The 17935-nt window shown below is 65.0% G+C and carries 20 protein-coding genes; 15 read left to right on the forward strand and 5 right to left on the reverse strand.

What is annotated here, in order from left to right:
* Positions 1-80: 80 nt before the first annotated feature.
* From ABWV23_RS00810 to ABWV23_RS00820, 3 genes are read left to right on the forward strand one after another with little or no spacing between them, the layout of a single operon-like run.
* A complete protein-coding gene (locus ABWV23_RS00810) occupies positions 81-1220 on the forward strand; it encodes a bifunctional 2-C-methyl-D-erythritol 4-phosphate cytidylyltransferase/2-C-methyl-D-erythritol 2,4-cyclodiphosphate synthase (protein ID WP_353343929.1) in 1140 nt (379 codons plus the stop codon).
* Between the two features lie 3 nt (positions 1221-1223).
* Positions 1224-1709 (forward strand): phosphatidylglycerophosphatase A family protein, encoded by a 486-nt coding sequence (locus tag ABWV23_RS00815; protein ID WP_353343931.1) that lies wholly within the window; start codon positions 1224-1226, stop codon positions 1707-1709.
* A complete protein-coding gene (locus ABWV23_RS00820) occupies positions 1706-2173 on the forward strand; it encodes a CinA family protein (RefSeq protein ID WP_353343933.1) in 468 nt (155 codons plus the stop codon). Before ABWV23_RS00815 ends, ABWV23_RS00820 begins: the two co-directional genes overlap by 4 nt.
* Before the next feature lie 24 nt (positions 2174-2197).
* Here ABWV23_RS00820 and ABWV23_RS00825 read toward each other — a convergent pair whose 3' ends face one another.
* The gene (locus tag ABWV23_RS00825) at positions 2198-2656 is read right to left on the reverse strand and encodes a type II toxin-antitoxin system RatA family toxin (protein ID WP_353343935.1); all 459 of its coding nucleotides are present in this window, start codon (positions 2654-2656) and stop codon (positions 2198-2200) included.
* Positions 2657-2729: 73 nt separating this feature from the next.
* Here ABWV23_RS00825 and hpt point away from each other — a divergent pair, with 73 nt between their 5' ends.
* The 4 genes from hpt to ABWV23_RS00845 all read left to right on the forward strand — a co-directional run bounded on the left by hpt (position 2730) and on the right by ABWV23_RS00845 (position 4888).
* Positions 2730-3269, forward strand: coding sequence for a hypoxanthine phosphoribosyltransferase (gene hpt, locus ABWV23_RS00830; protein WP_353343937.1), 540 nt, complete (start codon positions 2730-2732; stop codon positions 3267-3269).
* Positions 3266-3451: a hypothetical protein gene (locus tag ABWV23_RS00835; protein WP_353343939.1), complete on the forward strand. Its 186-nt coding sequence runs from the start codon at positions 3266-3268 to the stop codon at positions 3449-3451. Before hpt ends, ABWV23_RS00835 begins: the two co-directional genes overlap by 4 nt.
* 105 nt (positions 3452-3556) lie before the next feature.
* Positions 3557-4012, forward strand: coding sequence for a c-type cytochrome (locus ABWV23_RS00840; RefSeq protein ID WP_353343941.1), 456 nt, complete (start codon positions 3557-3559; stop codon positions 4010-4012).
* 3 nt (positions 4013-4015) lie between these two features.
* On the forward strand, positions 4016-4888 hold the full coding sequence (locus ABWV23_RS00845) for a cytochrome c (protein WP_353343943.1): 873 nt from the start codon (positions 4016-4018) through the stop codon (positions 4886-4888).
* 133 nt (positions 4889-5021) lie between these two features.
* Here the strand turns inward: ABWV23_RS00845 and lipA are convergent, their stop codons facing one another.
* Positions 5022-5972, reverse strand: coding sequence for a lipoyl synthase (lipA, locus tag ABWV23_RS00850; RefSeq protein WP_353344644.1), 951 nt, complete (start codon positions 5970-5972; stop codon positions 5022-5024).
* 255 nt (positions 5973-6227) lie between these two features.
* Here lipA and ABWV23_RS00855 point away from each other — a divergent pair, with 255 nt between their 5' ends.
* Positions 6228-6776 carry a peroxiredoxin gene (locus tag ABWV23_RS00855; protein ID WP_353343945.1) on the forward strand — a complete coding sequence of 183 codons (549 nt, stop codon included), beginning with the start codon at positions 6228-6230 and terminating at the stop codon, positions 6774-6776.
* Here the strand turns inward: ABWV23_RS00855 and ABWV23_RS00860 are convergent.
* Both ABWV23_RS00860 and ABWV23_RS00865 read right to left on the reverse strand, forming a co-directional pair.
* Positions 6740-7747 carry a LysR substrate-binding domain-containing protein gene (locus ABWV23_RS00860; protein WP_353343947.1) on the reverse strand — a complete coding sequence of 336 codons (1008 nt, stop codon included), beginning with the start codon at positions 7745-7747 and terminating at the stop codon, positions 6740-6742. The genes ABWV23_RS00855 and ABWV23_RS00860 overlap by 37 nt on opposite strands.
* Positions 7748-8070: 323 nt before the next feature.
* Entirely contained in the window at positions 8071-9189 is a 1119-nt protein-coding gene (locus tag ABWV23_RS00865; protein ID WP_353343949.1) for a DUF6456 domain-containing protein, read from the reverse strand.
* A 237-nt stretch (positions 9190-9426) separates the two neighbouring features.
* Between ABWV23_RS00865 and ABWV23_RS00870 the strand changes: the two genes are divergently transcribed.
* Complete coding sequence (locus ABWV23_RS00870) at positions 9427-9738, forward strand: DUF6477 family protein (RefSeq protein ID WP_353343951.1); 312 nt, start codon at positions 9427-9429, stop codon at positions 9736-9738.
* Here the strand turns inward: ABWV23_RS00870 and ABWV23_RS00875 are convergent.
* A complete protein-coding gene (locus ABWV23_RS00875; protein ID WP_353343953.1) occupies positions 9731-11275 on the reverse strand; it encodes a trimethylamine methyltransferase family protein in 1545 nt (514 codons plus the stop codon). The genes ABWV23_RS00870 and ABWV23_RS00875 overlap by 8 nt on opposite strands.
* Positions 11276-11637: 362 nt before the next feature.
* Here ABWV23_RS00875 and guaA point away from each other — a divergent pair, with 362 nt between their 5' ends.
* The 6 genes from guaA (at position 11638) to ABWV23_RS00905 (ending at position 17871) form a co-directional block, all read left to right on the forward strand.
* Complete coding sequence (gene guaA / locus ABWV23_RS00880) at positions 11638-13203, forward strand: glutamine-hydrolyzing GMP synthase (RefSeq protein ID WP_353343955.1); 1566 nt, start codon at positions 11638-11640, stop codon at positions 13201-13203.
* Between the two features lie 134 nt (positions 13204-13337).
* Positions 13338-14222: a DMT family transporter gene (locus tag ABWV23_RS00885; protein WP_353343957.1), complete on the forward strand. Its 885-nt coding sequence runs from the start codon at positions 13338-13340 to the stop codon at positions 14220-14222.
* A 75-nt stretch (positions 14223-14297) separates the two neighbouring features.
* Positions 14298-15161 (forward strand): ATPase, encoded by an 864-nt coding sequence (locus tag ABWV23_RS00890; RefSeq protein WP_353343959.1) that lies wholly within the window; start codon positions 14298-14300, stop codon positions 15159-15161.
* Positions 15162-15361: 200 nt separating this feature from the next.
* Positions 15362-16300, forward strand: coding sequence for a homoserine O-acetyltransferase MetA (gene metA, locus ABWV23_RS00895; RefSeq protein ID WP_353343961.1), 939 nt, complete (start codon positions 15362-15364; stop codon positions 16298-16300).
* Positions 16301-16394: 94 nt separating this feature from the next.
* A complete protein-coding gene (ppk2, locus tag ABWV23_RS00900; protein WP_353343963.1) occupies positions 16395-17264 on the forward strand; it encodes a polyphosphate kinase 2 in 870 nt (289 codons plus the stop codon).
* Positions 17257-17871, forward strand: a complete 615-nt coding sequence (locus tag ABWV23_RS00905) for a TetR/AcrR family transcriptional regulator (protein WP_353343965.1) — start codon at positions 17257-17259, stop codon at positions 17869-17871. The genes ppk2 and ABWV23_RS00905 overlap by 8 nt, the downstream gene beginning before the upstream one ends.
* Positions 17872-17935: the final 64 nt, after the last annotated feature.

Below are 17935 nucleotides of genomic sequence, written 5' to 3' on the forward strand. Positions count from 1 at the left end.
CTCGGGCAATTGCCTCGCCCCGCATCACCGCATACACAGAACCGCGCGCCCCGCCGGGCGCCGAAAGTCGGAGCGGTTTGATGAGCACAGCGGCCATACTGGTTGCGGCCGGGCGCGGTCAACGGGCCGGCGGCGGCACCCCCAAACAGTGGCGGCCCCTCGCCGGGCGGCGGGTGGCGGACTGGACCCTCGACGCCTTTCGCGCGGCCCCGGGAATCGGCCCGATCATCCTGGTCCTTTCGCCCGAAGACCGCGCGGCCTGGGCCGAGTTTGCCGATGATCCCGACGTGACCCCGGTCGCCGGCGGCGCCGACCGCGCGGCGTCAGTGCGCAACGGGCTGGCAGCGCTGGAGGGGGCCGACGTGGACCGCGTGCTGATCCATGACATCGCGCGCCCCTGCATCTCACAAACGTTGATCGCGGCGGTGATCGCGGCGCTGGACACGGCCCCCGCCGCCGCGCCCGGACTTGCGGTAACCGACGCGCTCTGGACCGGGGTCGAAGGGGCGGTGACCGGCACCCGTGATCGCACCGGCCTGTTCGCGGCGCAGACACCGCAGGGGTTTCACCTGGACGCGATCCGCGCCGCCCACGCGGCACATCCCGGGGGCGCTGCGGATGACGTGGAGGTCGCCCGCGCCGCCGGGCTGCGGGTGGCCATCGTGCCGGGCGAGGCTGACAACCTGAAAATCACCCGGCCCGAGGATTTCGCCCGGGCCGAACGCATATTGAGGCAGGACATGGATGTAAGACTGGGCAACGGATACGACGTGCATCGGTTCGGACCGGGCGATCACGTGACGCTTTGCGGGGTTCTTGTGCCGCATGAGCGCGGCCTTCAGGGGCATTCGGATGCAGATGTGGGCATGCACGCGATCACCGATGCGATCTATGGCGCGCTGGCGCAGGGCGATATCGGGCGCCACTTCCCCCCTTCGGACCCGCAGTGGAAAGGCGCCGACAGCGCCATCTTCCTGCGCCACGCAGGCGATCTGGCGCGACAGATGGGGTTTCAGATATCGAACGTCGACTGCACGCTGGTCTGTGAGCAGCCCAAGATCGGCCCCCATGCCGAGGCGATGGCCGACCGCCTGGCGGATATCCTGGACATCCCGGCCGACCGGATCTCGGTCAAGGCCACCACCTCGGAGCGGCTGGGCTTTACCGGCCGGGGCGAAGGCATCGCGGCGCTGGCCACCGCCGCGCTGATCGGAGGGTAAACCATGTTGCGTGCGATCAATACCTTCGGATTCGTCGGCCTGCTGCGCCCGGCACCGGGCACCTGGGGGTCCCTCGTGGCGGTCCTGCTGGGCTGGGCAATCGAGCATTGGCTGGGCTTCGTGCCGCTTGTCGTCGCCTTCGTCGCGGTGACGGCGCTGGGGTTCTATACCATCGGCGCCGAGTTGCGCGACCGTCCGGGCGACGATCCATCGGAGATCGTGATCGACGAGGTGGCAGGCCAGTGGCTGGCCCTGCTGTTCCCCGCCATGGGGTTCTGGATGCGCGACGTGCCGATGGTCTGGCCCGGCGCGGTGGCGGCGTTCCTGTTGTTCCGGCTGTTCGACATCTGGAAGCCCTGGCTGGTGGGCCGCGCCGACCGGCGCCACGATCCCGCCGGGGTGATGCTCGATGATCTCTGGGCCGGCCTCTTTGCCGGGGTCTGCACGGTGATCCTCGCCGCGCTTTATCACGGGGTGATGCTGCGATGACTATTGCCGCGCTGCTTGACGCCGCCCGTGCCAAGGGGGTCAGGATCGCCACCGCCGAAAGTTGCACCGGCGGCATGGTCGCCGCCGCGCTGACCGATGTGGCCGGCTCGTCCGACGTGGTTGACCGGGGGTTCGTGACCTATTCCAACGGCGCCAAGCGCGACATGCTGGGGGTGCGACAGGAAACGCTGGATGCCCATGGCGCGGTGTCGGAACAGGTGGCGCGCGAGATGGCCCAGGGCGCCTTGCGCCAGTCCGCCGCGGATCTGGCCATCTCGATCACGGGAATCGCCGGCCCCGGCGGGTCGGAACACAAGCCCGAGGGGCGGGTCTGTTTCGGGGTGGCGATGACCGGGCACGAGACCCAAGTCGAAACCATCGAGTTCGGCGCGCTGGGCCGGGCCAATGTGCGCGCGGCGTCTCGCGATCACGCGCTGGCGCTGCTGCTTCGGGCGCTGTCCTGACCCTTCCCGCCCCGGGGGCGCCGCTTAACCGTACAGCGCCTTGGCCCGTGCCTCGAAGGCGCGCACGATTCGTTGCATCGCCTCGTTGAACACCACGCCGATCAGCTTTTGCAGCACAGCGTTCTTGAACTCGAAATCGACGAAGAACGACACGTCGCAGCCCCCGTCGCGATCTTCGAACCGCCATTGCGATTTCATGTAGCGGAACGGGCCGTCCAGATACTCGGTGTCGATCAACCCCGCCTGGGGCCAGAGCTTGACCCTGCTGCCAAAGCGTTCGCGGAAAACCTTGAAGGAGATCACCAGGTCGGCCTCCATCAACTCTCCCTGCCCCTCCTCTTCGCCCGTGATGGGCCTGCGCGAGCGGATGCGCGCCGCCGCGGTCCAGGGCAGGAACTCGGGGTAACGGGCCACATCGGCGACCAGATCGTACATTTCACGGGCCGAATAGGGCAAATGGCGGGTTTCGGAGTGGGTCGGCATCCTGACGCGGTGTTTCCTGGGTGACAGTGGCGCCCCATGTCCTATGCTTGGCGGCGAAGTTCAAGGGGGACCCATGACAGAGCGTCCATATGTCATCGACGAAATGATTTCCGCCAAGGCCATCGCGGCGCGGATCGAGGAGCTGAGCCGCGAAATCTCGGAGGAATTCCGCGATACCAGCAAGCTGGTGGTGGTCGGACTGTTGCGCGGGTCCTTCGTGTTCATCGCCGACCTTGTGCGCGAGCTGGACCTGCCGATCGAGGTCGATTTCATCGAGGCCTCGTCATATGGTGACGGCATGGAAAGCAGCCGCGAAGTGCGCATCCTGAAGGACCTGCGCTCGACCATCGAGGGGCGCGATGTGCTGGTGGTCGAGGATATCGTCGATACCGGCTTTACCCTGTCCCATGTCATCAAGCTGCTGCAGAACCGCAAGCCGGCGCGGCTGAAAACCATTGCGCTGCTCGACAAGCCGTCGCGGCGCGAGGCGGATATCAAGGCCGACTGGGTCGGCTTCGAGATCCCGGATGAATTCGTCGTCGGCTATGGCGTCGATTTCGCCCAGAGGAACCGCAACCTGCCCTTTATCGGCAAGGTGCGGTTCACGTCGTGAATTTCTTCTGGCTGTTGCGGATGCGGCAGTGGGTGCAGCACCCGCCGTCGAAACAACGGGTAGTCCTGGTGCTGATCGTGATCGGGATCTGCCTTGCGCTTTATGCCGTCGAACACTGGATCGGCTGGCCCGAAGCGCTGAGCGTTCAGCCCGGCGGCCCCCGGATGCGCCCGTTCCGCTGACCGCCCCCGGATCACGCGGATGTGAAAACCCGACGTAAAGGTTTGTCGCACAGTCTCGCCACGATAGAGTGACCGCAAACCCAATTGCCAATAGTGAGGATTGTCATGAAAAAACAGGTATTCGCCCTTGCCACCGCCGCCGCCCTGATCGCCACGGGGGCCGTGGCGCAGGATTATTCCGCCAACCTCAAGGCCCGGCAGGGCCAGTTCCGCATCATGGCGCTGAACCTCGGCATCCTGGGCGGCATGGCGCAGGGCAAGATCGCCTATCAGGCCGAGGCCGCGCAGCGCGCCGCCGATACGCTGGTGGCGGTGTCGCATATCGACCCCGGCCCGCTCTGGCCCGAAGGATCGGACAACATGAGCATCGACGGCACCCGCGCGATGCCCTCGATCTGGGACGAGAACGCCGATTTCCTCGCCAAATGGGGCGCCTTCGGCGACGCGGCGGCCGGGATGCAGCAGGTTGCCGCCACCGGGCAAGAGGCGCTGGGCCCGGCCATGGGCAAGCTCGGCGGCGCCTGCAAGGCCTGCCACGACAAACACCGCGCGCCCCAGTAAGCGATGCGCGTGTTTCGCGGGTTGATCCTTGTCGCCGTGTTGGTCGCGGCGGCGGGGTGGTGGATGACACGGCCCCGCCCCCTGCCCGCCGATGCGCTGACGGGGTTGGAGGGTGACGCGGCGCGGGGCGAGACGGTGTTCCTGGCGGCTGGCTGTGCCTCGTGCCACGCGGCGCCGGAGGCCACCGACAAGCGCATCCTGTCCGGCGGGCAGCGGTTCGCCTCGGATTTCGGCACCTTCGTCGCGCCCAACATATCGCCCGACCCGGTGCAGGGGATCGGCGGCTGGACCGGCGCACAATTCGCCAGCGCCCTGCGGCGCGGCGTGTCGCCGGAGGGGCGGCATTATTACCCGGCCTTTCCCTATACGGCCTATGCGAAGATGCGCGGCCAAGACATCGCCGACCTCTGGGCGTTTTGGCAAACCTTGCCGGCCAGCGAAGCGGCGAGCCAGCCGCATGAGGTGAGTTTTCCGTTCTCGATCCGTCGGGGCGTCGGGGTTTGGAAAAAGCTTTTCCTGAATGAGGACTGGGTCATGGAAGGTGACCTTGATCCAAAGCTTGAACGTGGTCGCTACCTGGTCGAGGCGCTGGCCCATTGCGGCGAATGCCACACCCCGCGCGGGTCGCTGGGCGGCCTCGACCGCGACCGCTGGCTGTCGGGCGCGCAGAACCCCTCGGGCAAGGGCGAGATCCCGGCACTGACCCCGGACAGGTTGACCTGGGACGCCGGCGAGATCGCCTATTACCTCGAGACCGGCTTCACCCCCGACTATGACAGCGCCGGTGGTCACATGGTGGCTGTGGTGGAGAACTTTGGAAAATTGACCGCAGAGGATCGCGCGGCGGTGGCGGCCTATGTGAAGGCGTTGCCTTAGCTTTCTGTGCCATGACCTTGTAAGTGCGAGTCTTTGTCCCTCGTGCTTTTGGGCCGGAGGTCCCCGCTTTCGCGGGGATGACAAGTCGCGCAATAGCGGGACAGGAGCGCAGGCAACGCGGCGCTGACGGGCCTCAGCCCTGCGCCAGCTTGGCCTCTCGCGCGGTCCGCAACCGGGCGAAATCGTCGCCGGCGTGGTAGGACGAGCGGGTGAGCGGCGTCGCCGAGACCATCAGGAACCCCTTGCCGAAGGCGGCCTTTTCATAGGCCGCGAACTCCTCGGGAGTGACGAAACGATTGACCGCATGGTGTTTCGGCGTCGGTTGCAGGTATTGCCCGATGGTCAGGAAATCGACATCTGCCGCGCGCATGTCGTCCATCACCTGGCGCACCTGCGGCGCATCCTCGCCAAGCCCGACCATGATGCCCGACTTGGTGAAGATCGAGGGATCAAGCTCTTTCACACGCTGCAGCAGCCGCAGGGAATGGAAATAGCGTGCCCCGGGGCGCACCTCGGGGTAGAGGCCGGGCACGGTTTCCAGGTTGTGGTTGAAGACATCGGGTTTTGCCTCGACCACCACCTCGAGCACCTCGGGGGCGCATTTCAGGAAATCCGGCGTCAGGATCTCGATCGTGGTCGCCGGGCTGCGGTGACGCACGGCGCGGATGGTCTGGGCGAAATGCTCCGCCCCGCCGTCCTCAAGGTCGTCGCGGTCGACGCTGGTGATCACCACGTGGTTCAGCCCCAGCTTTTCCACCGCGTGGGCAACGCGACCCGGTTCGAACGCATCCAGCGTGTCGGGCCGCCCGGTGGCGATGTTGCAGAAGGTGCAGCCGCGGGTACAGATCTCGCCCATGATCATCATGGTGGCGTGGCCCTGGTTCCAGCATTCGCCGACGTTGGGGCAGCCGGCCTCTTCGCAGACCGTCACCAACCCGTTGTCGCGCATGATCTTGTGGGTATCCGCATAGCCCTTGCCGCCCGGCGCCCGGACCCGGATCCAGTCCGGCTTCTTGGGCTGGGCGTTGTCGGGACGGTGCGCCTTTTCCGGGTGGCGCTGCTGTGGGATCTTGAGATCACGCATGGAGGGGGCCTCGATCATGTCTGTTTGGCGTTCCTTAGCATATTTGCGCCGCCACGAAACCACCAGTCACGCATGGCGGCCATGTACCGCGGGCTGGCGGGTGATGGCGCCACCTACGGACCTGCAACGCAAGCCTGTTTTTCCCGCAGCGACGCGCCCCGGAAAAAGGAATGCTGCAAATGCAGCATTCCCCGGTTGATGGCACTCTGGAATCGTTTTAAATCGACGAGAAACCAGTCTTCACAGGAGTCCGATATGAAAGCCGGAATGAAACTGCCGAACGTGACCTTCCATACCCGCGTGCGTGACGAATCCGTTGGCGGCCCGAACCCCTTTCGCTGGGAAGACAAGACCACCGAGGATTACTTTGCCGGCAAGCGCGTGATCCTGTTCTCGCTGCCCGGTGCCTTTACCCCCACCTGCTCGACCTATCAGCTGCCCGGTTTCGAGAAGGGCTATGACGAGTTCAAGGAACTGGGCATCGACGAGATCTATTGCATGTCGGTCAACGACAGCTTTGTCATGAACAAATGGGCCGAGGCGCAGGAGCTGAAGAACGTCAAGGTCATCCCCGATGGCTCGGGCGAGTTCACCCGCCGCATGGGCATGCTGGTGCGCAAGGACAACCTCGGGTTCGGCCTGCGCTCCTGGCGCTATGCCGCCGTGGTCAAGGATGGCGTGATCGAAGCCTGGTTCGAAGAGCCCGGGCTGGCCGACAACCACCCCGAAGATCCCTATGGCGTGTCCTCGCCGGAGACGGTCAAGGATTACCTGGCCGAGGCCGCAAAATCCGCCGCCGCCTGATCCCTGCCATCTGAAACGACATCGACGGGTCCGCCTTGCGCGGGCCCGTTTTCGGTCCGAAAGGCCGAAATCAACCCCTCTCCGACATCGCGGATCATCTGGCCCAGCTGCGCGAACCAATCCTCTTCCGGTGTGCTTTCGCGGCGGACAAGGCCGATGCGACGCGCGGGCTCGGGCTCAGGGAAGCGGCGCAGCGCCAGTTCCGGCGCCGCCGCCCGTTCGGCCGCGGCGGCCAGTTCCGGCATCAGCGTCAGCCCGAACCCCGCCGCCACAAGCCGCGACAGGGTGGCCAGAGACGAGGCGCCCATGTCGATGCTGCCGCTGTTTCGATCCATGCCGCAGACCTCCAACGCCTGATCGGTCAGGCAATGCCCATCCTCCAGCAGCAGAAGTTGCGAGGGCTGCAGGTCGGTCGGGCGCAGCACCTGCCCGGTCGCATCCATCCGCGAGAGCCGCGCGTGCGACCCGGCCAGCAAAAAGCGATCCTCGAACAGCGGTTGCTCGACCAGGCCCCGCGTGCCGGTCGGGAGCGCCAGGATCACCGCGTCCAACTCCCCTGCCCCGAGTGCGGCAAGCAACCGCTCGGTCCGCGCCTCGCGCACCTGCACGGTCAGCGAGAGATCACCAGCGCGCAACGCCTCCAGAACACCTGGCAGCAGGTAGGGCGCCAGCGTCGGAATCACCCCCAGAGACAGGCTGCGCCCGCCGCCCTGATCGCGGGACAGTCGATCCAGCCGACCGGCGGCCGACAGCACCTCGTCCGCCTTGGCCAGAACCTGCCGTCCCATCCCGGTCAGAACGACATCGCGCGCGCGCCGCTCGACCAGCATCCCGCCCATCACATCTTCCAGTGCGCGTATCTGGACCGAAAGCGCCGGTTGCGACACGTTGCAGACCTCGGCCGCGCGGCCGAAGTTCCGGTGTTCCGTCAGGGCCTTGAAATAGGTGAGCTGCCGCAGTGTAAATTTCATGGGATTCTCTTATCGCAAGGCGTCAATTCGATAAATCCCCCTTATGGCGCAACGCATGCGCACAATTCGAATCCCCGTTGTCCCAGCACGGTCACATCCATTCCTGAAACAATCCGCCTTCCCCAAAAGGCACCGAGTATGGGCACGCGAAGTTTCCTTCCCCACACGCGGTAACTGGATCTGCGCCGACAGTAAGGGCACGTGCCGCCCTGTCAACGCTGGATCTCCTTTCGTGTAGAATGAAACGCTTAATTTTTGGGCCGACTGCAAGCGTCCAAGGCAATTTTCGGTAAAGATGAGTGAGAATTGCGCATTTTTCGCCTTCAACCGATCAAGGCATCCCGCCCCGACAGCCGGTCATAATGGGCCTGAAGCCGTTGCAACGCGATCCGAAGCACGATCTTGCCGGACCGGGCCGACCAGCCGAGACGTTTCTCGGCCTGTTCCAGCCCCTCCATGTAGCAGCAGCACCGCAGCGCAACATCGCTCAAGCCGGGGCCGAGATCTTCGAGGGCGCGCCGCACACGGTCGCGCGCGGCGACCGGACCGGAACTGGCGCCTGATCCGGTGCTGCCATCGGCAACGCCGCCGGTCAGGACCCGGTCCCAGTTTCCGGTGACCCGCGGACCGATCTGGGCGAGTTCAAAATCCTCGCGCAGACGCTCGCCCGCGCGCACCTTCCCGGTGTCGAGGAACGGCTGACCATCCTTGTCCTTGCGGCGGGCAAGCAAAAGGATCGGGCTTTCGGCGCGACAGTTGCGCCCTCGCCCTGGCTGGGCGTCCTCTTCCGATCCGCCGGCTCCGGACACGGTGTAAGGGACCTGTGCCTCGGCCATCCCGGTTTCGGTCCGGGTCCGGGCACGGTTTTCCAACCGGGCCAGCATCCGCTGCAACGCGGTGCGCCCGACCCCGGTGATCCGATAGCGACAGATCCGGCCCGGCGCGTCACAGGCGATCCAATCGTTCAACGCCATCGCTTGTGCAACTGCCACATCGACAACGGCGGTACGTGTTCCCGCCCCCTGTGCATCCCCCCGAACCACCACGGCCTTTTCCATCTGCTCGGCGACGGCCAGCACGGCGCCGGGTTCGCAGAGACGGCGCAATATGGTCAGCGCTTCATTGTTGAACGCGCCCCCCTCGGTTTCGGGGGCTGGGATTTGCGCGTGGTTCATCGCGGCGGCCTCCTTTCCTGCGGCCTGCCCGGCGAGGTCCGACGCCGATCCGGCATAGACCGCCGCCAATGCCGTCAAGGCGGCATCCACCAGCGGGTCATCCCGGCGCGTTTCCACCCGGCGGATCTGGCGCAGGACGGTCGAGGCATGGCAGCCCGCCGCGCGCGCCAGCGCCCGGATCGGTCGGCCGGCGACAGTATGGTCGAGATACCGTTTCGCGGGGGTCGGAACCCAGGTGGGAACCGGCGGAAGAGGATCATGTTTCATCTTTTCGCCAGCAGATCGTCTCAAGGGCAGATCAGTTCATCCAGTTCATATCCCCAGGGTTATCCACAAAGTTGGGTAACCTTGGTTACGCAGCGGTTAACAAATCGCCGGAACGGAAAGCATTGTTTCCTAAAGATAAACAAAAGTGAAAGCAGCGCGCGCTCACATCCGCCCCCGCAACACCCGCTTGGGTTGTGCAAAACTCGAGCCTTTCCCTCTGCTCGGAAAGGACCCGCGATGCAAGACATCCACAGCCTGATTGCCCGTCTCCGGCGTCCCCGCCTCTTGGTCCGCGCGGCCCGGATCGGGGCGCGTGACTATCGCCGGACGGTGCATTTGCCGCGGCTGCTCGGCTATGGCCGACTACCGGAGCCGGCGCCGGCCCTGATCCGCCTGATAGAGATCGAGGAGGAGATCGAGGAGCTGCGACGCATCCAGGATGCCGGCTATTCGCTGATCCGGCATCTGGACGTTCTGATTGCCCTGGTCGGCGAGGCGCAGCTGCTGCATGTGCAGCGCGATGCGCCGCACCTCACCCCGGTTACATGAAGGCGTCGGGCATCGACTCCTTCTTGGCGGCGACATAGGCGGTCAACGCCTCGGCGATCGCCGGATCAAGCGCTGGCTGCTGATAGACGTTGAGCAGATGCGCCACCCGGGCCGAGGCCAGCGCCTGGGTGTCGCGCGCGCCGTCTTCCTCCCAGGTCTCGAACGGCTTGTAGTCCAGCAGATCGGTGCGCCAGAACGCAGATTTGAAATTCGCCTGGGTATGCGCGCAGCCAAGGTAATGGCCACCCGGCCCCACCTCGCGCAGGGCGTCCATCGCCTGGGCGCTCTCGTCCACCGGCACCCCTTCGGCCAGCTTGTGCAGGATGCCCAGCTGATCCGCGTCCATCACGAATTTCTCGTAGGAGGACACCAGCCCGCCCTCGAGCCAGCCGCAGGCGTGCAGCATGAAGTTCACCCCGCCCAGCAGTGCCGCGTTATGGGTATGCGCGGTTTCATAAGCCGCCTGCGCGTCGGGCAGTTTCGAGGCACAGAGCCCCCCGCCCGACCGGAACGGCAGCCCCAGCCGCCGCGCCAACTGACCGGCACCATAGAGGATCTGGCTGGCCTCGGGCGTGCCAAAGGTCGGCGCGCCGGAGTTCATGTCGATCGAGGTGACAAAGGCGCCGAATACCACCGGTGCGCCGGGGCGCACCAACTGGCTGTAGGCGATGCCGGCCAGAACCTCGGCCAGTACCTGCGTCAGAGTGCCCGCGACCGAGACCGGCGCCATCGCACCGCCTACGATGAAAGGCGAGATCACGCAGGCCTGGTTGTTGGCGGCATAGATCTCCAGTGCGCCCATCATCACGTCGTCGAAGGTCATCGGCGAGTTGATGTTGATCAGCGAGGTCATCACCGTGTTGTCTTGCACGAACTCCTTGCCGAACAGGATCCCGCACATGTCGACGCTGTCCTGCGCGCGGCTCGGATCGGTCACCGATCCCATGAAGGGCTTGTCGCTCAGGGTCATATGGGCCAGCAACATGTCGAGGTGACGCTTGTTCACCGGGACATCGGTGGGTTCGCAGACCGTGCCGCCGGAATGGTGCAGGTACTTGGACATGTAGCCCAGTTTCACGAAATTGCGGAAATCCTCCATCGTGGCATAGCGGCGCCCGCCAGCGGCATCGCGCACGAAGGGCGGGCCGTAGACCGGGGCGCAGACCAAGGTCTTGCCGCCGATCTCCACCGATTTCTCGGGATTGCGAGCGTGCTGGGTAAAGCGTGACGGCGCGGTCGCGCAGAGCTTGCGCGCCAGACCACGCGGAATGCGCACCCGTTCGCCCTCGATCTCGGACCCGGCGGCGCGCCAACGCTCCAGCGCGGCGGGGTTGTTGACGAAGTTGACGCCGATCTCTTCCAGCACGGTTTCGGCGTTGGCCTCGATAATCTCCATCGCCTCTTCGGTGAGGATCTCGAAATTCGGGATATTGCGCTCGATGTATTTCGCGGTTTCGATCCGCACCGCGGTCCGCTCGGCCCTGCGGGCCGCGCCCCCACCGCCCCGTGCCCTGCGTCGTGTACCTGCCTCTGACATGTCTTCATCCCCCGACCAGCCGGATTGTTGTGTTCCGGTTGATAGCGCAGCCACAGGGGCAGCCCCGCATGGATAACGGCGCATCAGGGGAAAAAGCGACATCCCGGGCCTGCCGCAAAACATATGGACGTCCATTCACCGAAAAATCGACGTGCGATACGCCAAGGGACCGCTTGAACGACGGCGGCAGCCCGGGGGCCCTTGTCTGCGGCAACGGAGAAACGAGCACCGACCTATCGGCCCCCCTTTCGCGAGGCTGGGCGTCTGGCGTCTCCTACGGATGGTGATTTCCGGCGCGCCCGCGTGAAACCATGCGCGGGCGCCACTTGCGCAAATCAAGAAGCGGCGCTATCGACCGCTGCATGACCCAGACATCGCATGACCGCCTCCTCATCATCGATTTCGGCAGCCAGGTAACGCAGCTCATCGCGCGCCGCCTGCGCGAGCTGAACGTGTATTGCGAAATCCACCCCTATCAGAACGTGACCGAGGGTTTTCTCGACACGTTCTCGCCCAAGGCCGTGATTTTTTCCGGCGGGCCGGATTCGGTAACGCGCGAAGGCTCGCCCCGGCCGCCGAAAGCGGTCTATGACCTTGGCGTGCCGATCCTGGGCATCTGCTATGGCCAACAGGTCATGATGCAGGACCTGGGCGGCAAGGTAGAGGCCGGCGAATCCCACACCGCCGAATTCGGCCGCGCCTATGTCACCCCCACGGACACCCGGATCGACCTGCTGGTCGGGTGGTTCCTCGAGGATCGCGAACAGGTCTGGATGAGCCACGGCGATCACGTCTCGGCGCTGGCCCCGGGTTTCGAGGTCTACGGCACCTCGCCCGGCGCGCCCTTTGCGATCACCGCCGATCTGGAGCGCAATTTTTTCGCGGTGCAGTTCCACCCCGAGGTGCACCACACCCCCAACGGCAAGACGCTGTATGAAAACTTCGTCCGGCTCGCGGGTTTCACCGGCGACTGGACCATGGACGCCTACCGCGAAGAGGCGATCCGCAAGATCCGCGAACAGGTCGGCGACGCCAAGGTGATCTGTGCCCTGTCCGGCGGGGTCGACAGCTCGGTCGCCGCCGCGCTGCTGCACGAGGCGATCGGCGAGCAACTCACCTGCGTCTTTGTCGACCACGGGCTGTTGCGCCTGAACGAGGCCGAGGAAGTCGTGGGCATGTTCCGCGATCACATGAACCTGCAGGTGATCCACGCGCAGGAGCAGGAGTTGTTCCTGGGCGAACTCGACGGCGTTTCGGACCCCGAAACCAAGCGCAAGATCATCGGCAAGCTGTTCATCGACGTGTTCCAGAAATACGCCGACGGGATCGAAGGCGCGCAGTTCCTGGCGCAAGGCACGCTTTATCCCGACGTGATCGAATCGGTCAGCTTCAACGGCGGCCCCTCGGTCACCATCAAGAGCCACCATAACGTCGGCGGACTGCCAGAAAAGATGGGGCTGAAGCTGGTCGAGCCGCTGCGCGAGTTGTTCAAGGACGAGGTGCGCGCGCTGGGCCACGAGTTGGGCCTGCCGGCGAGTTTCATCGGGCGTCACCCCTTCCCGGGTCCGGGCCTTGCCATTCGTTGCCCCGGCGAGATCACCCGCGAAAAACTGGACATCCTGCGCAAGGCCGACGCCGTCTATATCGACCAGATCCGCAAGCACGGCCTTTACGACGAGATCTGGCAGGCCTTCGTCGCGATCCTGCCGGTGCGCACGGTGGGCGTGATGGGCGACGGGCGCACCTATGATTTCGCCTGTGCGCTGCGCGCGGTCACCAGCGTCGACGGCATGACCGCCGACTATTACCCGTTCAGCCACGAGTTCCTGGGCGAGACTGCCACCCGGATCATCAACGAGGTCAAGGGCATCAACCGTGTCACCTATGACGTGACCTCGAAGCCGCCGGGCACTATCGAGTGGGAGTGAGGGCGAGTGACGGACCATCGACAAACCCCGGCCTAGTGCCGGGGTTTTCGTTTTCCGCCATGCAAGGCGCGCCAATACCCGCTTGACCTCCCCCGGCTTTGGCGGTTCGGTGCGCGCCGAAGAGAGGTCGCAACATGCAGGATACATCGCCGCCCCGCGTCGGGCTTGCCGCGCTCTGGATGACCGGCGCCATCGTGTCGTTCTCGGCGATGGCGATCTCGGGACGCGAGGTCAGCCAGACCCACGATACCTTTGAAATCATGATGTATCGCAGCCTGTTGGGCTTCGTGATCGTGGTCGTCATTCTGGCGGCGACCGGCAAGCTGGGACAAGTCAACACCCGTGACTTCGGCACCCAGACCGGGCGCAACCTGATGCATTTCGCCGGTCAGAACCTCTGGCTTCTGGCGGTCACCCTGATCCCGCTGGCGCAGGTCTTTGCGCTGGAGTTCACCGCGCCGCTCTGGGTGGTGGTGCTGTCGCCGCTGGTGCTGGGCGAACGGCTGACCCCGACCCGGGCGCTGGCGGCGCTGATCGGCTTCGCCGGCATCCTGATCGTCGCCCGCCCCAGCGCCGAGACGCTGAACATCGGGCTGTTGGCGGCCGCCAGCGCGGCCCTGTTCTTTGCCATCACCAACATGCTGACCAAGAAGCTCACGCGGCGTCACAGCGTGGCGAACATCATGTTCTGGCTGACGCTGATGCAACTTGTTTTCGGGGCCGTCGCCGCCGGGTTCGACGGCGATGTCGCCCTGCCCGATGCCGTCAGCCTGCCGTGGCTGGTGGTGATCGCGCTGGGTGGGCTGCTGGCGCATTTCTGCATAACCAACGCGCTGTCCATCGCGCCCGCAACGGTGGTGATGCCGATCGACTTTGCCCGGCTGCCCACCATCGCCATCGTCGGCATGATTCTTTACGCGGAACCGCTGGACATCTGGATCTTTGCCGGCGCGGCGGTGATCTTTGCCGGAAACTACCTCAACATCCTTGCCGAGACGCGGCGGACCCGCCCGGCCTGAGGCAACCACGCCCCCGGCCTGATTGACCCCCCCGCGCCGCGTCGCTAGCAAGGGCGAAAAGGGGATCGAGGGATCATGCTCTACACTTCGGCGGATGACTGGCGCGGCGCGGCGCGCAAACGGGTGCTGTTCTTTGGCATGTCGGGGCTGGGCAAGACCTTCGTGAGCAACATGCTCCGCGCGCAGGGCGACTGGTTCCACTACAGCATCGATTACCGCATCGGCACCCGCTACATGGGCGAGTACATCACCGACAACGCCAAGGCGCAGGCAATGAAGGTGCCGTTCCTGCGCGATCTCCTGCTGTCGGATTCGATCTACATCGGCTCGAACATCAGCTTCGACAATCTCACCCCGGTCTCGACCTACTTGGGCAAGCCCGGCGATGCGGCCAAGGGCGGGCTGCCGATCACCGAGTACCGCCGGCGGCAAGAGCAGTTCCGCCTGGCCGAGATCCACGCGCTGCTGGATACCGAGTATTTCATCGACCGGGCCGAACGGCTGTATGGCTATCCCAATTTCATCTGCGATACCGGCGGGTCGATCTGCGAATGGGTCGATCCGGACGATCCCAAGGACCCGGTATTGAGCGAGTTGGATCGCCACACGTTGATGGTCTGGATCAAGGGCGACGACGCCCATACCGAAGAGCTGATCCGCCGCTTCGACCGGGCGCCCAAGCCGATGTCCTACCAGCCGGAATTCCTCGACAGCGCGTGGACCGCCTATCTCGACCAGAAGGGCGTCGACGAGGCCCGGGTCGATCCCGATGATTTCATCCGCTGGACCTATGCGCAGGCACTGGCGCATCGCCAGCCGCGCTATGCGGCGATGGCGCGCAACTGGGGCCTCACGGTGACCGCCGACCAGATCGCCGCGCTGCGCGACGCGGCGGATTTCGACACGCTGATCGCCGAGGCCATCGCCGCGCGCCGCTGACCCCCGGCCCCTTTGACGACCCAAGGACGGTGGCCATTGATCGGCTGCCCCCTCCCCCCACCGCCACGGACGGCAACCGGGCGGGAAATGCCACCGCAGCGCGCCGTTCGGCCCGGTATCAAGACCCGCAATCCGGCCCGGAGACTTGGCACCGCCGCAGGCACGGATTATCTAGCGGGTACAAAAGGAAGATCTTCGACATGCCCATCAAAATCCCATCCGACCTGCCCGCCTATGATGTCCTCACCCGTGAAGGCGTCATGGTCATGTCCGAGGAACAGGCGGCCCGTCAGGATATCCGCCCGCTGAAGATCGCGCTTCTCAACCTGATGCCGAAGAAGATCCAGACCGAGACGCAGTTCGCCCGGCTGATCGGCGCGACGCCGCTGCAGATCGAATTCTCGCTGATCCGGATGTCCGATCACGAAAGCAAGACCACCTCGACCGAGCACATGGAAGAGTTCTACCATCCGTTCAAGGAGGTGAAGGACCAGAAATTCGACGGGCTGATCATCACCGGCGCCCCGATCGAACACCTGGATTTCGGCGATGTCACCTATTGGGACGAATTGCGCGAGGTGTTCGAATGGACCCAGACCAACGTGCATTCCACCTTTGGCGTCTGCTGGGGCGCAATGGCGATGATCAACCATTTCCACGGGGTTCAGAAACACCTGCTCGAACACAAGGCCTTTGGCTGTTTCCGCCACCGCAACCTTGCGCCGGCCTCGCCGTTCCTGCGCGGCTTTTCCGACGACCTCGTGGTGCCGGTCAGCCGCTGGACCGAGATCCGGCAGCCGGAGCTGGACGCCAAGCCTGCACTGACCACGCTTCTGAGCAGTGACGAGGTCGGCCCTTGCCTTGTCGAGGACCCGCAGCATCGCGCGCTCTATGTGTTCAACCACTTCGAGTACGATAGCGATACCCTCAAGCAGGAATATGACCGCGACGCCCAGAACGGCACCGCCGTCAACGTCCCGGTGAACTATTATCCCGACGACGATCCGTCGCGCACCCCGCTGAACCGCTGGCGCGGCCATGCCCATCTTCTCTACGGGAACTGGATCAGCGAGATTTACGGCACCACCCCCTATGATATCGAGCGGATCGGCCTGGAATCCTCGGACCTGAGGGGCTGAGCGACGTGACGTCGCTGTTCTGCGTATCGCACGGGTTTGCGTAAAGCGGATTAACATTCCATATAGAGATCGAAGGTTATTGAAAGGCAGGCGCATGGACCTCCCGTTCGACGGTGCGATCACGCGGTTCTTTGAACAAGAGGCGCCCGACGAAATACGCAAGGCGATCCGCCGGGCCGACAAGGACGACATCCTGACCCCGGCCTACCCCCACTCCGAGCGGCTGGGCAAGAAAACCTACGAGCGCGACCTCGAGGCGTTGCAGATCGAACTGGTCAAGATGCAATCCTGGGCCAAGGCCAGCGGAGCGCGCATCGTCGCCCTGTTCGAGGGACGCGACGCCGCCGGCAAGGGCGGCACCATCAAACGATTCCGCGAATACCTCAACCCGCGCGGCGCCCGCGTGGTGGCCCTGCCCAAACCCACCGAGGTCGAACGCGGCCAATGGTATTTCCAGCGCTATATCGACCACCTGCCGACGGCGGGCGAGATCGCGTTCTTTGACCGCAGCTGGTACAATCGCGGCGTGGTCGAAAAGGTCTTCGGGTTCTGCACCGAGGCCGAGCGTGAACGGTTCTTTCGCCAGGTGCGCCCGTTCGAGCAGGCGCTGGTCGATGACGGGATCCACCTGTTCAAGTTCTGGCTGAACGTCGGCCGGGCCGAGCAGTTGCGCCGGTTCCTCGATCGCGAACGCGACCCGCTGAAACACTGGAAACTCAGCGAGATCGACGTCAAGGGGCTGTCGCGCTGGGAGACCTATTCCGAGGCCATCGAGGAAACCCTCACCCGCAGCCACGCCGAGCGCGCGCCCTGGACGGTAATCCGGTCCGACGACAAGCGCCGCGCGCGGATCGAGGCGATCCGCCACGTGCTGCTGGCGTTGGACTATGATCACAAGGACCCAAAGGCGCTGGGCACCCCCGACCCTTCGGTCTGTGGCGGGCCGGGCCTCTGGGATGGCTAAACGCGGCTATCATCACGGCAACCTGCGCCAGGCGCTGATCGAGGGGGCGCTCGAGCTGATCGAGGCCAAGGGGCCGACCGGCTTTACCCTGTCCGAGGCGGCCAAGACGGCGGGCGTCACCCCGGCGGCGGTCTATCGCCATTTCGCCGGACGCGAGGACCTGATCGCCGAGGCCGCGCGCCAGGGATTCGAGATGTTCGCCGACCTGATGCAATACGCCTATGACACCGGGCAGCCCTCGGCACTGGCCGCCTTCGAGGCCACCGGGCGGGCCTATCTTGCCTTTGCGCGCAAGCATCCCGGCCATTACATCGCCATGTTCGAAAGCGGCATCTCGGTGAACCGCACACCGGACCTGGCCGCCGCCTCGGCCCGGGCGCGCGGCGTGCTGGAAAAGGCCGCCGCCGATCTCTCCGAGCATATCCCCGCTGACAAGCGCCCGCCGGCCGCGATGTTCAGCGCCCATATCTGGGCGCTCAGCCATGGCGTGGTCGAGCTTTATGCCCGCAACGCCGGGGCCACCGCCCCGTTCTCTCCCGAGGATCTTCTGGAAACCGGAATCGGAATCTACCTGCGCGGGCTGGGGCTGATCGAACCGGACGCATAGGCGCGAACCGGGGCACGAAAAAAGGCCGCGCAAACGCGCGGCCTTTTCGTTTGGGTATTGCCAG

Source organism: Aquicoccus sp. SU-CL01552 (genome assembly GCF_040365005.1).
Lineage (GTDB): Bacteria > Pseudomonadota > Alphaproteobacteria > Rhodobacterales > Rhodobacteraceae > Antarcticimicrobium.

Coding starts and splice junctions, on each gene's coding strand:
- ABWV23_RS00820 (WP_353343933.1), top strand. CDS start 1,706: ATGACTATTGCCGCGCTGCTTGACGCCGCCCGTGCCAAGGGGGTCAGG.
- ABWV23_RS00875 (WP_353343953.1), bottom strand. CDS start 11,275: ATGTCAGAGGCAGGTACACGACGCAGGGCACGGGGCGGTGGGGGCGCG.
- metA (WP_353343961.1), top strand. CDS start 15,362: ATGCCCATCAAAATCCCATCCGACCTGCCCGCCTATGATGTCCTCACC.
- ppk2 (WP_353343963.1), top strand. CDS start 16,395: ATGGACCTCCCGTTCGACGGTGCGATCACGCGGTTCTTTGAACAAGAG.
- ABWV23_RS00810 (WP_353343929.1), top strand. CDS start 81: ATGAGCACAGCGGCCATACTGGTTGCGGCCGGGCGCGGTCAACGGGCC.
- ABWV23_RS00905 (WP_353343965.1), top strand. CDS start 17,257: ATGGCTAAACGCGGCTATCATCACGGCAACCTGCGCCAGGCGCTGATC.
- ABWV23_RS00860 (WP_353343947.1), bottom strand. CDS start 7,747: ATGAAATTTACACTGCGGCAGCTCACCTATTTCAAGGCCCTGACGGAA.
- ABWV23_RS00815 (WP_353343931.1), top strand. CDS start 1,224: ATGTTGCGTGCGATCAATACCTTCGGATTCGTCGGCCTGCTGCGCCCG.
- ABWV23_RS00855 (WP_353343945.1), top strand. CDS start 6,228: ATGAAAGCCGGAATGAAACTGCCGAACGTGACCTTCCATACCCGCGTG.
- ABWV23_RS00825 (WP_353343935.1), bottom strand. CDS start 2,656: ATGCCGACCCACTCCGAAACCCGCCATTTGCCCTATTCGGCCCGTGAA.
- guaA (WP_353343955.1), top strand. CDS start 11,638: ATGACCCAGACATCGCATGACCGCCTCCTCATCATCGATTTCGGCAGC.
- ABWV23_RS00885 (WP_353343957.1), top strand. CDS start 13,338: ATGCAGGATACATCGCCGCCCCGCGTCGGGCTTGCCGCGCTCTGGATG.
- ABWV23_RS00845 (WP_353343943.1), top strand. CDS start 4,016: ATGCGCGTGTTTCGCGGGTTGATCCTTGTCGCCGTGTTGGTCGCGGCG.
- ABWV23_RS00890 (WP_353343959.1), top strand. CDS start 14,298: ATGCTCTACACTTCGGCGGATGACTGGCGCGGCGCGGCGCGCAAACGG.
- lipA (WP_353344644.1), bottom strand. CDS start 5,972: ATGCGTGATCTCAAGATCCCACAGCAGCGCCACCCGGAAAAGGCGCAC.
- ABWV23_RS00870 (WP_353343951.1), top strand. CDS start 9,427: ATGCAAGACATCCACAGCCTGATTGCCCGTCTCCGGCGTCCCCGCCTC.
- ABWV23_RS00840 (WP_353343941.1), top strand. CDS start 3,557: ATGAAAAAACAGGTATTCGCCCTTGCCACCGCCGCCGCCCTGATCGCC.
- ABWV23_RS00865 (WP_353343949.1), bottom strand. CDS start 9,189: ATGAAACATGATCCTCTTCCGCCGGTTCCCACCTGGGTTCCGACCCCC.
- hpt (WP_353343937.1), top strand. CDS start 2,730: ATGACAGAGCGTCCATATGTCATCGACGAAATGATTTCCGCCAAGGCC.